General features: G+C 72.6%; 11 protein-coding genes. 5 read left to right on the top strand and 6 right to left on the bottom strand.

From position 1 onward, the window contains the following. On the top strand, nucleotides 1-1,522 hold a 1,522-nt coding region (locus tag ITI46_RS29215), incomplete at its 5' end, for a TIGR03767 family metallophosphoesterase (RefSeq protein ID WP_209242927.1). 25 nt (nucleotides 1,523-1,547) lie between these two features. Here the strand turns inward: ITI46_RS29215 and ITI46_RS29210 are convergent. After that, nucleotides 1,548-2,435: a LysR family transcriptional regulator gene (locus ITI46_RS29210; protein WP_209242926.1), complete on the bottom strand. Its 888-nt coding sequence runs from the start codon at nucleotides 2,433-2,435 to the stop codon at nucleotides 1,548-1,550. A 96-nt stretch (nucleotides 2,436-2,531) separates the two neighbouring features. Here ITI46_RS29210 and ITI46_RS29205 point away from each other — a divergent pair, with 96 nt between their 5' ends. Both ITI46_RS29205 and ITI46_RS29200 read left to right on the top strand, forming a co-directional pair. Further along, complete coding sequence (locus ITI46_RS29205; protein ID WP_247746768.1) at nucleotides 2,532-3,851, top strand: DMT family transporter; 1,320 nt, start codon at nucleotides 2,532-2,534, stop codon at nucleotides 3,849-3,851. An 11-nt stretch (nucleotides 3,852-3,862) separates the two neighbouring features. Then, complete coding sequence (locus tag ITI46_RS29200) at nucleotides 3,863-5,005, top strand: serine hydrolase domain-containing protein (RefSeq protein WP_209242925.1); 1,143 nt, start codon at nucleotides 3,863-3,865, stop codon at nucleotides 5,003-5,005. Between the two features lie 13 nt (nucleotides 5,006-5,018). On the opposite strand, the gene ITI46_RS29195 is transcribed toward ITI46_RS29200, so the two are convergent. The 3 genes from ITI46_RS29195 to ITI46_RS29185 all read right to left on the bottom strand — a co-directional run bounded on the left by ITI46_RS29195 (nucleotide 5,019) and on the right by ITI46_RS29185 (nucleotide 6,717). Then, nucleotides 5,019-5,924 carry a hypothetical protein gene (locus tag ITI46_RS29195; protein ID WP_209242924.1) on the bottom strand — a complete coding sequence of 302 codons (906 nt, stop codon included), beginning with the start codon at nucleotides 5,922-5,924 and terminating at the stop codon, nucleotides 5,019-5,021. Between the two features lie 163 nt (nucleotides 5,925-6,087). Beyond that, on the bottom strand, nucleotides 6,088-6,324 hold the full coding sequence (locus ITI46_RS29190; RefSeq protein ID WP_209242923.1) for a hypothetical protein: 237 nt from the start codon (nucleotides 6,322-6,324) through the stop codon (nucleotides 6,088-6,090). 111 nt (nucleotides 6,325-6,435) lie between these two features. Then, a complete protein-coding gene (locus ITI46_RS29185; protein ID WP_209242922.1) occupies nucleotides 6,436-6,717 on the bottom strand; it encodes a hypothetical protein in 282 nt (93 codons plus the stop codon). Nucleotides 6,718-7,393: 676 nt separating this feature from the next. Between ITI46_RS29185 and ITI46_RS29180 the strand changes: the two genes are divergently transcribed. Further along, complete coding sequence (locus ITI46_RS29180; RefSeq protein WP_209242928.1) at nucleotides 7,394-10,774, top strand: glycoside hydrolase family 84 protein; 3,381 nt, start codon at nucleotides 7,394-7,396, stop codon at nucleotides 10,772-10,774. Nucleotides 10,775-10,884: 110 nt separating this feature from the next. On the opposite strand, the gene ITI46_RS29175 is transcribed toward ITI46_RS29180, so the two are convergent. Further along, nucleotides 10,885-11,424, bottom strand: coding sequence for an HNH endonuclease (locus ITI46_RS29175; RefSeq protein ID WP_209242921.1), 540 nt, complete (start codon nucleotides 11,422-11,424; stop codon nucleotides 10,885-10,887). Between the two features lie 274 nt (nucleotides 11,425-11,698). Here ITI46_RS29175 and ITI46_RS29170 point away from each other — a divergent pair, with 274 nt between their 5' ends. After that, nucleotides 11,699-12,709, top strand: coding sequence for a mechanosensitive ion channel family protein (locus ITI46_RS29170; RefSeq protein ID WP_209242920.1), 1,011 nt, complete (start codon nucleotides 11,699-11,701; stop codon nucleotides 12,707-12,709). A 67-nt stretch (nucleotides 12,710-12,776) separates the two neighbouring features. Here the strand turns inward: ITI46_RS29170 and ITI46_RS29165 are convergent. Next, nucleotides 12,777-13,388, bottom strand: a 612-nt coding sequence (locus tag ITI46_RS29165; RefSeq protein ID WP_247746767.1) for an FHA domain-containing protein, incomplete at its 5' end; no start/stop codon positions are given.

The following is a 13,388-nucleotide window of genomic DNA, read 5'->3' as shown; positions in this document are numbered from 1 at the left end:
GGCTTCCGGGGACGCGTCGCACGCCGCCACCACCGTCAACGAGGTGGCGGTGCCCTCAGGGGACGGGCCGTTCAAGCGGCTGGTGACCGGGCCCGGCTGGCGCCGCGTGGTCCGCACCGAGCTGGCGCCCGCCGGGCGGCAGCGCGCCGCGAAGGCCGTACCCCTGGCGGCGTTCGTCCAGTTCACAGATCTGCATCTGGTGGATGTGCAGCACCCGCTGCGCTACGAGTATCTGCGCGCTCAGACCGCGAGCGCGTGGCGGCCGCAGGAGGCTCTGTCGGTCGCCGGTGCCGTCTCGCTGGTCGAGCGGGTCAACGGGCTGACGGGCGGGCCCGCCACCGGCGCCCCGCTCTCCTGCGTCGTGACCACCGGTGACAACACCGACAACAACTCGCTCGCCGAACTGGAGTGGTTCGTCCGCGTGATGAGCGGCGGCCGGATCACCCCGGATACCGGGGAGCCCATGATCTACGAGGGCGTGCAGGACTCCGGGCTGCCGGACTACTGGCAGCCCGACTCCGATGTGCGCGACCGCGACAAGAGCGTGGGTTACCCGCGGATGCACGGCTTCTTGCGGGCTGCTGTCCGGCAGGTGACCAGTCCGGGCCTGAAGCTGCCCTGGTACGCCACCGTCGGCAACCACGACGCCCTGCCGGGCGGCTGCTTCGCCGCGGCGGACGCACGCGGCTTCTTCGCCGACTTCGCCGTCGGTGACCGGAAACTGATGCACCTGCCCAAGTCGCAGGCCGCGCAGCTGTGGCGGGCCGTGGACCGCGGCCTCGACCCCAAGGGCAAGCTGTTCCAGGAGATGCTGCGCTCCGAGCGCCGCCACATGCGCGGCGTCACCCCGGACCCCAGGCGCGCGCCGGTCACGCCGCACCAGTACGTACGCACCCTGGCCCGGCCGCACGCGAGGGGGCACGGCCCGGCCGGGCACGGCTACTCAGAGGCCGACGCCGAGCAGGGAACGCTGTACTACACGTTCCCGGTCTCCAAGGACGTGATGGGCTACAGCCTGGACACCACCCGGCGAGACGGGCACTACAAGGGCAGGGTGGGCAAGGCACAGCTGCGCTGGCTGAAGCGCAAACTGGCGGAACACGACGACAAGTACGCGCTCATATTCAGCCACCACACCAGCACCACCACCCCGGAAGGCGGCAAGGAACTGCTGTCCCTGCTCCAGGACACCCCGCACGTGGTCGCCTGGATCAACGGGCACAGCCACCGCAACCGGATCACCCCGCACGGCACGCTCTGGGAGATCAGTACCGCCTCCCACATCGACTACCCGCAACTGGCACGCACGGTGGAGCTGGTGGACAACGAGGACGGCACCCTCTCGCTGTTCACCACCCTCATCGAGTCCGCGGCCCCGCACCGTACGGACTTCACCGACCTGTCGCAGACCGGGCTTGCCGCCCTCTACCGGGAGCTCGCCTTCAACGCGCCGGGGACGCGCAGGGGGCTGGAGGGCGCAGAGGGCGACCGCAACACCGAACTCCTGCTCCGCAAGCCATGACCGGGGCCGTGCCGCCGTGGCCGGTTCACTCCGCCACCGGGAGCTCCGCGAGGCACGCCCGTACCGACGGGCTGTCCCCGCCGGCCCGCCAGGCAGCCCGCACCTCGCGCCGCAGCGGCGGCTGTACGGACACGAACCGCACCCCGGGCGGGCAGGGGCGCTGGCCCATGCCGGGAACGAGGGCCGCGGTCAGCCCGCGCGCCACGAAGGCGAGCTGGGTGGCGTACTCGGAGACCGCGTAGCGCACCTGCGGCTCGACGCCGCGCGCCCGCAGCGCCTGGACCAGCGCCTCGTACGGCTCGGTGCCGACGGGGCAGCTGGACCAGGCGACGCCGTCCAGTTCGGCCAGGTCCAGCGTCCGCCGGCCCGCCAGCGGGTGCCGGGCCGGAAGCGCCACCTGCACCTCCTCGACGGCAAGGGTCGTGACGCGTACCCCTTCGGGCAGCGGCATGGGGCGGCTGTGCCAGCTCTCGATCAGCAGCAGGTCCAGTTCGCCGGCCAGCAGCAGCGGCACCATCTCGACGGCCTCGCCGTCCACCACGGTGGGCCGCAGCCGGGGGTGGGCCTCGGTGAGCGTGGCGAGCACATCGGGCAGCAGGGTGCGCAGACAGCTGCCGACGCCGCCGAGCCGCAGCGGCCCGAGGATCTCGTCGCCGAGGTCGGCCAGGTCCGACTCGGCCGCGGTCAGCTGGGCCACGACACGGGCGGCGTGCTCGGCCAGCACCCGTCCCGCATGGGTGAGGCGGACACCGCGGCCCTGCGGCTCCAGCAGCTTGTGGCCCGCCTCGCGCTCCAGCTTGGCCAGCTGCTGGGACACCCCGGAGGGGGTGATGTGCAGGGCGGCCGCCGCGCGGGCCAGTGACCCGTGGACGGCGACGGCGTCGAGGGCGCGGAGCCTGTCGGAGCTGAACACCAAGCAATGCTAATCAGTTCTGCCAAGAAATCGTCGCTTTTACTTGAGAGTCCCGGCAGGCAGAGTGACTGTCATGCCCACCACCGACAATCAGTCATGACCACGGCCGACCGCGATGCGCAGAGCGCCGGGGCGCGGGACGCCCCGGCGCGGGACGCCCTGGCCCGGGACGCCCTGGCCCGGGACGCCCTGACCCGGGACGCCGGACCGCAAGACCCCGGGGCGCGGGATGCCAGTCCGCACGGCGCCAGGGGGCGGGACGCCGGACGGCAGGCCGCCGGAGCGCGGGATGTGGGGCCGCGGGACACCGGACTGCGGGACGCCGGACAGCAGGCCGCCAGGACGTGGGACGCCGGAGCGCTGGACGCCGGACCGTGGGACGCCGGGCCGCAGAACGCCGGACAGCAGGCGGCCGATACACGGAACACCGGGGCGCACGCCGCCGAGATGCGCGCCGCGCGGACGCAGGACGCCGTGGCTCAGCACGGTGAGCCGCAGGCCGCCGGGGCGTGGAGCGCTCGGCCGCGAGCCGGCAGGGTGTCCGGCGGGCTGGCCGGGCGCAGTCCGGTGCTGCTGGCCGTGGGGGCTTCGGCGTGCATCTCGGCGTCCGCGATGTTCGTGAAGCTGTCCGGCGTCAACGCGGGCACCGCGGCGTTTCTGCGCTGCCTGCTGGCGCTGGTCGTACTGGTGCCCGTCGCCCTGGCGGAGCGGCGCCGGCTGGGGCCACGGCCGGCCCGCGCCCAGCTGTTCGACCTGGTGGCGGGCGCGCTGCTGGGCATCGACTTCGTCTTCTGGGCGCAGAGCATCCACGACGTGGGCTCGTCCATCGCCACCGTGCTGCTCAACATCCAGATCGCCGTCTTCCCGCTGCTGGCCCTCGTCTTCACCCGCGCACGCCCCGGCGCACGCTACTGGCGCATGCTCCCCGTGCTGCTGGTGGGCGTGGCGCTGGCCAGCGGCGCGATCGGCCATCCGGAGCCCGGCAGCAGCCCGCTCTCCGGAGTGCTCTACGGCACCGCGGCAGGGGTGGCCTTCGCCGGCTATCTGTTCCTGACCCGGCAGGGCGGCGGAGGAGCGCATACCGTCCACCCGGTATGTCTGTCCACCCTGGCCGCCGGGGTCACCTCCGGTGTGCTCGGCGCGCTGTGGACGGGTGTCGACCCGGCGCCAGGGTGGGGACCCCTTGGCTGGCTGGCGGTGATGTCACTGTTCGGGCAGGTGCTCGCGCTCGTACTGATGGGACCCGCACTGGCGCGGCTGGCGCCGGTCACCAGCGCCGCACTGCTGCTGCTCCAGCCGGTGCTGGCAGTGATGCTGGGCGTCGTCTTCCTCGGGGAGAGGCCCACCGTGACGCAGTTCGCCGGGTGCGTCCTGGTCGTCGCCGCTGTCTGGCACACCAGCCGGGCCGATCACTAGAGTCACCGTCCATGCACCTGCCGCGCGCCCTGCTCAGCGGGCTGATCGCCACCGTGACGGCAAGCGGGCTGGCAGTGAGCTCCTCCACAGCGGCCGACCGGGGCCACACGCGCACCCGTGAGGCGATGGAGTCCCTGGTCGAACGCGGCGGCGCTCCAGGGGCGCTGGCACAGATCGAGGACGGCGCGGGGGCGTGGAGCGGCAGCGCGGGCACCGCCGACTACGCCACCGACCGCCCCCGGCTGGCCCGTGACCGCTTCCGTATCGGCAGCCTCACCAAGCCGTTCGTGGCGACCGTGCTGCTCCAGCTGGAATCCGAGGGCGTACTGCGGCTGGACGACCCGGTGCGCCGCTGGCTGCCCGACCTGCGGCTGGGTGCGTACGGCGGTGGGGGCGGCTCCGGACGCGGCGTCACCGTGCGCCAACTCCTGGGCCACACCAGCGGTATCCCTGACTACACCACCGACCCCGTACTGCGCAGGACCTACTTCGGTCCGCACTTCCTGGCGCGCCGCTGGCGTTCCCACACCCCGCGGGAGCTCGTCGAGCGCGCTCTCTCCCGGCCGCCGCTGTTCCGCCCGGGGGCGCACTGGAGCTATTCCAACAGCAACTACCTGCTGGCCGGCATGGTCATCGAGCGCGCGACAGGGCACTCCTACGCGACGGAGATCGAACGCCGGGTGCTGCGCCCGCTGAAGCTGCGCGACACCTCGCTGCCGGGCACCTCGCCGCGCATCCCGGGGCAGCACGGCAGGGAGTATTCGACGCTGTTCGCCGCTGGTGCGCATCCGCCGGTACGGGACATCACCTCGCTCAACCCTTCGCTGGCCGGGGCCTCTGGCGAGATGATCTCCTCAGGGCGCGATCTGGTGCGCTTCGTACGGGCGTTGGTCACCGGACGACTGCTGCCGCCCCGGCAACTGGCCGAGATGAAGACGACCCGCAAGGCCGACTCCACCGACCGCTACGGGCTGGGCCTGACCGAACGCACCCTCTCCTGCGGCGTCACGGTCTGGGGCCACGAGGGCACCATCCACGGCTCACTGACGGCGGCGTTCAGCACCCCGGACGGCACGCACACGGCCGCCTTCAACCTCAACGGCGACTGGTCGCAGGGCACCGCCGGCCTGGTCGAGGCGGAGTTCTGCGACTGAACCCGCCCGCCGCTCAGCGCGGGAGGACCGTCACATACTCCGCGGGCGGCAGTTCACAGGCCGCCATCAGGGCCGTCCTGACCACGGCGGCCTGCTGGGCGAGGGAGTGGCGCAGCTTCTGCGGGGTGACGTGGACGACGGTGATGCCGAGCTGCTCCAGGGACTCACGCTTGTGGGTGCAGGCGTCCCAGGCCGCCTCCGCACCGGCCCGGGGCGTGCCGGCGTCGATCTCCACCGCGACGGCCTGCTCCGGCCAGTAGGCGTCCACGGCGCCCAGGTGCGGTCCGCCAGGTACGCGCAGTTCGACGTTCCAGCAGGGGTCGGGCAGCGCCTGGGTGAAGACCATCTCGTACAGCAGGCCCTCGGTCAGCGCCCGCCCCTCCGCCAGCAGGCTCTCCACGGCGTCCGCGATGTGCGGCAGCCCCAGCAGTCTGGCTCTGGTCAGCTCGCGCACCACCGGTTGCGGATCGCAGTGCCCGCCGCGTACCGCCTCGGTCAGCAGCTGCCGCACCTCGTCGACGTCGGCCAGCTGGGCGACGGCGTCGGCCAGCGCCCGCGGCACCGGCGCCACGGGCAGTCCGGTGATCTCCTCCGGCTCGGGCAGGATTCTGGTCCGCACCAGGTGGGCGGAGGTGTACGCGCAGCCGGCCGGAAGCGGGGCACGGGCGCCGGGCCCGGTGGGCTCGCCCAGATCCGGGACGAGGACGTCGATCCGCTGCAGGTCCAGCAGGGAGGGGGCGGCGGAGAAGCAGTGCAGGGCGAGCGCGGCCAGTCCGGTGATCATCGCGGTGCGGGGAGTCCGGAGCACGGCGCCGGGCGGTGCGGCGGCGTCGCTCTGCGCGTACAGCAGCGCGGCACGCAGCCGTTCCTCGCTGGTGGGCAGACCGGTGCGGGGCGGGAGTGGTACTTCGTGCGTCATGGTGTGGCCGATTCCCCGCCACCCTCGGGGAGCCAACGTGTGTGACAGAGCTGTCGCCGAACGCGGACAACCCTGTGCTAAAGCACGGCAGTTCGACTGCCGATAATGGGCCGCCGCAGGCCCCGGCCCGCGGTGCGGCCCGAGCGGGCTGACCCGCGCAGCGTCAGCTGCTCTTCTTGTGCCTGTCGCCCAGTGTCACCAGACCGGCGATCACCAGGAAGAGCACGATCGGCGCTGCGACGTACAGCCCGAGGGTCTCGGCGATGCTCAGACCGTGGCCCGGATCGTCGCCGTCGTCCGGAGTGAGCGCGAAGGCAGGCGACGACAGCAGCAGCATCAGCGTCGCGCCGGCGGTGACCGTACCTGCGCGCAGGGCGTTCTTGTTGACCTTGTTGCTCACACAGCCAACATATCGGACGGGTGAACGGGTCGCGCGCCGGGGTGGTACTACCGGGAGTTCATCGGATCAGCCGCGGGGTTCACCCGCCATGCCGGCCCCACGGGAGGGGCGTCAGATGTCCGCCGGCTCCGTGCCGTAACCGACCCCGGTGGGTTCGCTGGTCAGTGGGGCCTCGGCGAGCGGGGGCTCACTGGTCAGCGGTGTGGCGTCGGCGAGCGGGGGCTCGCTGGTGAGCGGCGCGTCGGCACAGCCGCAGGTGCACGAGCCGTCGAGTCCGGAGTCGGGGTCGGACACACCGGACAGGTCTACCGGCTCGTGCCCTCGTTTGGAGAGTGTGCGCTGTTGCGGGAGGGGAGTGAGGGCGGAGATCAGGAGTTCAGCGGACGCGGCCACGGGGGCCTCCGTTCGTTGACGGAACGATGGTCAGGGACTCGCCCTACCCAGTCGATGGGCAGGCAGACGTGTCCGGAGCCAGAACGTGTCCCAGCTCACGTCGGTTCCCGCGGCGAATCGACGAAAGTCCCGGACCGGGAAAGGAGATTCAAGGGACAAAACGGTCACGCGGCGCGAGTATTTGCGGACCGGTGAGTATGTGCGGGGGTGCGGGCGTGCGGGCCGGAGCGGTGAGCACCTCCGGCACCCGAGCCGCCGCCCGCCACCGGCCGCAGCCGAAGAATGCCGGCGGCCGCAGCCTGGGAACAACAGCCCGAACGCCCGCCGGACACCCGCCCGGCGAAACACCGCGACGGCCGTGCCGCCCGAACCATAGAATCCGCGGGCGTCCGCGTTTTGTCGCACAGCTGTGGCCCTCCCGCAGTGCGCCGCGCGGAGCCGCCGCCTCTATGGTGCTGACGGAAGCCGCAGCGGCACGCACGGTGCGCACGCAGTACGCGCGCCGCACGCAGGGCTGGAGGGCGCGACAGCGGCGTACGCGCTGGACGGAGGGGTTCCGGTCGGACATCGGGAGGAAGCGGTGGCAGCAGCGCGCGGCGAGGGCGTCCCGGAGGCGTCCGGGGCCGGCACGGACACCGTTCCGCCCTCGCGCCAGGGGGCGGGCGGCTGGAGCCGGATGAGCGCGGCCGCGCTCACCGCAGCGGTCGTCTCAGGGCTGCTCGGCGGCGCACCAGCCGCACAAGCCGCTCCCCCCGCCACCCCGGACGGCCCGGCTGCGGGAAGCCAGGACGACGACAGCTCGCGCGACGGGCTGCCCCCGGTCTGGCCGCGCCCCCAGACGATGCGCACCCAGGGCGAGTTCGTGCCCGCAGGCACCGCGGCAACCCTGATCGCCGACGACGACGCGGACACGTACGCGCTTCAACTCATCCGCAGCACCCTGCGCGAGGCGGGCGTGCGCACGGTGCACGAGATGCGCCCTGGCGGCAACGGCCGCTCCCCGGGGACGTCCGCACGCTCCGGAGAGCTGATCGTGCGGGTCGGCAGCGAGTCGGCCCGTCCCGCCCTGCGCGGCCTGCGCGCCCCTGCACGCAGCGACCTGCCCGCGGGCGGCTACCGGCTGGCTGCGGGACTTTTCGAGGGGCACCACACCGTGGCGCTCGAAGGGGCGGACGGCGACGGGCTGTTCTACGCCGCGCAGACGCTCCGCCAGCTGGCCACCGAACGCGACGGACGGCACGGCTTCCCCGGCGTCCTGGTGCGCGACTGGCCCACCGCCTCGGTACGCGGCACCACAGAGGGCTTCTACGGCCAGCCCTGGACGCAGCAGGAGCGGCTGTCACAGCTGGACTTCCTCGGCCGTACGAAACAGAACCGCTATCTGTACGCACCGGGCGACGACCCCTACCGCCAGGCGTCGCGCTGGCGTGACCCGTATCCGGCGGCACAGCGGGCCGACTTCCGTGAGCTGGCCGAGCGCGCCAAGCGCAACCATGTGACGCTCGGCTGGGCGGTCTCGCCCGGCCAGGGGCTGTGTTTCTCGTCCGCGGACGACCGCAAGGCGCTGCTGCGCAAGCTGGACTCGATGCGGGCCCTGGGGATACGCGCCTTCCAGCTGCGCTTCGAGGACGTCAGTTACAGCGAATGGCACTGCGACAAGGACGCGCGGACCTACGGCACGGGCCCGCGGGCGGCGGCGCGCGCCCAGGCGGAGCTCGCCAACGCCGTCGCCGACCATCTGGCCGAACGCCATCCGGATGCGGCTCCGCTGTCCGTGGTGCCGACGGAGTTCTACCAGAAGGGGCGCACGGACTACCGGGCCGCGCTCGCCGGGAAGCTGGACGACCGGATCGAGATCGCCTGGAGCGGTGTGGGGGTGGTGCCCCGCACCATCACCGGCGCCGAACTCGCCCGCGCGCGCAGCGCCTTCCCGCGCCACCGGCTGGTGACGATGGACAACTACCCGGTCAACGACTTCGCCACCGACCGGATCTTCCTCGGCCCGTACCAGGGCCGCGAGCCCGCGGTCGCCTCCGGTTCTGCCGCGCTGCTGACCAACGCGATGAAACAGCCGACGGCCTCCCGCATCCCGCTGTTCACGGCCGCCGACTACGCCTGGAACCCGCGCGGCTACCGCCCCAAGGAGTCGTGGCGGGCGGCCGTCGACGAGCTGGCGGGCGGGCGCGGCAGCGCCAACGCCACCCGGGCCGCCGTGCACGCGCTGGCGGGCAACGACGCCTCCTCGATGCTGGGCAGCGACGAGTCGGCGTACCTCCGCCCGCTGCTGAACGCCTTCTGGAGCGCGTACGAGCGGGGCCGGGGCCCCGAACTCGACCGGGCCGCCGAGAAGCTGCGCAGCGCCTTCAGCACGATGCGCACGGCCCCGTCCCGGGTCCCCGACGGGCTGCGCAAAGAGGTCGAGCCGTGGCTCACCCAGCTCTCGCGGCTCGGTGCGGCAGGCGAGCGGTCGGTCGACATGCTGCTCGCGCAGCAGCGCGGCGACGGGGCAGCCGCCTGGAAGGCGCAACTGGACGTGCGGCGGCTGCGTACCGAGAGCGCAAAGAGCAAGGCGACCGTCGGCAAGGGTGTGCTCGCCGACTTCACGGACAAGGCGCTCAAGCTGTCCGACGGCTGGACAGGCGGGCAACGGCAGCAGCCCCCGCCGACGTCGAAGCCCCATACGAAGCCGAAGCCGCACGGCGACTCCGGATCCGACGCGAAATCCCCGGAACAGGGCAGCGGCAAGGGCGGCGAAGGCTCGCGGCCCACCGTGAGCGGCAGCCCGTCGGGCGCCCCGCACCACCCGCTCTCCGCCGCGGTGGACAGCGACCCGAAGACCTCCTACCGGGCGGCAGCAGCACCGGCCACCGGCACCTTCGCACCCGAGCACCCGCCCATGCTTGTCCCGCCGTCCACGGCAGCCGACGCGGGCCGCGAGCGCGGCGAGGGCCACCACAAGCGCTCCGCCGAGGCGCTGACCGTCCGGCTGCCCGAGCCGCGCCCGCTGCGTGCCGTCACGGTGCTGACCGGCCCGCACTCGGGCACCCGCGGCACCGTCGAGGCGCACGTCCCCGGCAAGGGCTGGGAGCGGCTCGGCTCCCTCTCGCAGACGGGCTGGACCCAGCTGACCGCCGGCCGGCACGGCGCCGGGAAGGCCGACGCACTGCGGCTGGTGTGGAGCCAGGAGACGAACCCGCCGGTCGTCCACGAGATCACGCCCTGGTACGCCGACACCCCGGCGGCCTCGCTGTCGCTGCCCCGTACCACCGTGGACGCGGCGATCGGCGGCGGCGCCACCCGGGTCACCGCACGGCTGACCGGGAACCGGCCCACCGACGTACGCGGCAAGGTCACCGCGAAGACGCCCAAGGGGTTCACCGTGCGTACGCCGGCGCGCACCACAGTGCGACGGGGCAGCACAGTGGACGTGCCGTTGCGCATCACCGCCGACAGCTCGGTCAGGACGGGCAGTTACCGCATCCCCGTCTCGTTCGGCGGGGAACACCACACGCTGACCGTACGCGCCTACCCGCGCACCTCAGGGCCGGACCTCGCCCGGCACGCGCAGGTGACGTCCTCAGGGGACGAGACGAAGGACTTCCCCGCCGCAGCAGCGGCCGACGGCAAGCGCGGCACCCGTTGGTCGTCGCCCGCCAAGGACGGCGAGTGGGTGCAGCTGAAGCTGGCCGAACGGGCGCGGGTGGGGCAGGTCGTGCTGCGCTGGCAGGACGCCTATGCCTCGCACTACCGCATCCAGGTCTCCCCGGACGGCAAGCGCTGGCGCACCGCCGCCACGGTGCGGGACGGCAAGGGCGGCAAGGAGGCGGTCCGCATGGACGCCCCCGGGGACACCCGCTACGTACGCGTCGTCGGCGACAAGCGGGCGACGCGCTTCGGGATCTCGCTGTGGTCGGTGGAGATCTACGGCGTCGACTCCACGGGCCGGGCCAAGCACGCCCGGCGGGACGACGACCGGCAGCACGGCGACCGTCACACCGGCTCCCGGGCCCGGCAGCCGCACGGCGCTGGGGGCGCCGCCAAGCGGCACCCCCACTGAGCGGAGCGCTGTCACGGTCCGTCGCGCGACGTCACATACCGTCGCGCGAACGCCACCCCGGCCGTGCGGACATGGCGCGAACCCAGCGCGGACATAACAAAGCCCGGGTCTCAGGCAGTGGATCTGCCGTCGATCCGGGCGAGATCATCGTCCGCGCCGTATGGCTGGAGGTAGGGCATCCAGCGTGGGTCCCTGTGCCCCGTGCCGATGATGCGCCAGGCGAGGCCGGAGGGCGGGGCTGGTTGGTGACGCAACCGCCAGCCCAGTTCGGCGACATGGCGGTCGGCCTTCACATGGTTGCAGCGGCGGCAGGCGGCCACCACGTTCTCCCAGGCGTGCGCCCCTCCCCTGCTGCGCGGGATGACATGGTCGACGCTGGTTGCGACACCACCGCAGTAGGCGCAGCGGCCGCCGTCCCTGGCGAACAGGGCGCGGCGGGTGAGGGGAACGCTGCCGCGAAAGGGCACCCTCACGAACCGCTTGAGACGGACGACGCTGGGGGCGGGTATGACACGGGTTGCGCTGTGCATCAGGGCGCCGGAGTCCTCCAGGCTGATCGCCTTCCCATTGAGGACCAGTACGAGCGCGCGGCGAAGCGGTACGACGCCGAGCGGCTCGTACGACGCATTGAGGACCAGGACATGCGGCACGGTGCCTCCTTGTACGTCGGCGGCGCGTGGCTCGCGCCGTGACGATCTCCCCTCAGTGTGTCCCGTGCCCTGGTCACTTCGCCACCACGACCGGGCAACGCACTGAGCGTGTTTTGGACCACACCTGCTCTCTCCCCCCTGGAACAGTCTCCTCACTCGAACACCTGGCCTCATACTGCTCAACGGCACCAAATGTGAAGGCCCTGCGCCGTTAGTGTGGCCCTGGCATTCCTACGGGTGCCTTGCGGACGTGTCTCGCACGGAAGGTCAACCTGTGTACTGGCTGCTCAGCGCATCCCCCTCGCCCGACGGCCCACAGCCGCCGAAGTCTTTGGAGGACGCCCAGGACAGCGCCGGAGAAGCTGCCGGATGGGTCCAGGAGCACTGGTCGGACTGGCTCGCCACGGGCTTGCGCATCGTCTTCGTCTGCGCCGTCGCCATCGTGCTGCGCTATCTCATCCGCCGTGCGATCACGCAGCTGATAACGCGGATGAACCGCAGGGCCGAGATCGCCGACAGCGGCAACGCGCTGCGCGGACTGCTGGTGAGCGGGGAGCGACGCAGGCAGCGGTCCCAGGCGATCGGCTCCATCCTGCGCAGCGTCGCCTCGTTCGTGATCATGGGCACTGCGGCGATGACAGTGCTCTCCGGGCTCGGGATCAACCTCGCGCCGCTGCTGGCCAGCGCCGGCGTCGCGGGCGTAGCACTGGGCTTCGGCGCCCGCGACCTGGTGAAGGACATCCTGGCCGGGATGTTCATGCTCCTGGAGGACCAGTACGGGGTCGGCGACCGGGTGGACGCCGGAGAGGTGTCGGGCGTCGTGCTCGAGATCGGGCTGCGGGTGACACAGCTGCGCGGTGACGGCGGTGAGATCTGGTACATCCGCAACGGCGAGATCAAGCGCATCGGCAATCTCAGCCAGGGCTGGTCCATGGCGTCGCTCGAGGTCCGGGTGCGCGCCGACGAGGACCTGGACGAGGTACGGGCCGCCATCGAAGCGGTGGGCGAGGAGATGGGCAAGGAGAGCCCCTGGGACGAGATCCTGTGGGAGCCCGTCCAGCTGCTCGGCCTGGACGAAGTGACCCTGGACTCCGCCGTGCTGCGGGTGTCGGTCAAGACGATGCCCGACAAGAACCTGGCCGTGGAGCGGGAGCTGCGCTGGCGCATCAAAAAGGCGCTGGACGCGCGGGGCATCCGGCTCGTGGACGAACCGTCCCTGGCGCTGCAGTCGTCCGTGCAGTCCGTCCGGTCCGTGCCGTCGCAGTCGCCGTCGCTGGAGAAGTAGCCTCCGGCGGCAGCGGGTTGCCGTGTGGGCGTGCCCTGCGGCACGCCCACACGCTGCCCGGCCGCCGTTACCGGCGCACCAGGGTGATCGTCGTCCACGCGCCCACGTGGACCCGGTCGCCCTCCTTGAGGGGGACGGGGACGAAGGGCTGGATCGGGTCCTCGGCACCGTTGATGGTGGTGCCGTTGGTCGAGTCCTGGTCGACGACGGACCAGCTGCCGTCCGGCTGCTGCACCAGTACCGCGTGCTGGTGCGAGACACCCGGGTCCTCCGGCGGGCGGCCCAGGTCGATGTCCGGAGCCACACCCGTGGACGCACGGCGGCGACCGATGGTGACCTGCGGGCCGGTGAGCGGCAGCTGCTGCTCCGGTGAGTACGCGGGAAGGTTGAGCGCCGCCGCCTCGGGGCCGCTGCGCTGCATCATCGCCGCGAAGTACTCGCGGTCGGGGCCGACCATCGCCGTCCACGCTCCGCCACCCTGCGGGGCACCGGCGCCCTGTGGGCCGAAGTCCTGGCCCGGCTGCGGCTGACCGAAGTCGTGCCCTGGCGGGGGCTGGCCATGGTCCTGGCCCGGCTGCGGCATGCCGAAGTCCTGGCCCGGCTGCTGACCGTGATCGCCGGGGCCGTGCTGGGCCGGTACGCCCGGCGCGGGAGGACCGACCGGGCCGGGGGGCGGCGG

Source organism: Streptomyces oryzae (assembly GCF_017676365.1).
GTDB classification, from domain to species: domain Bacteria; phylum Actinomycetota; class Actinomycetes; order Streptomycetales; family Streptomycetaceae; genus Streptomyces; species Streptomyces oryzae.
The sequence above is the reverse complement of the archived record's forward strand: the minus strand, read 5'-3'. Positions and strand labels throughout refer to the sequence as shown.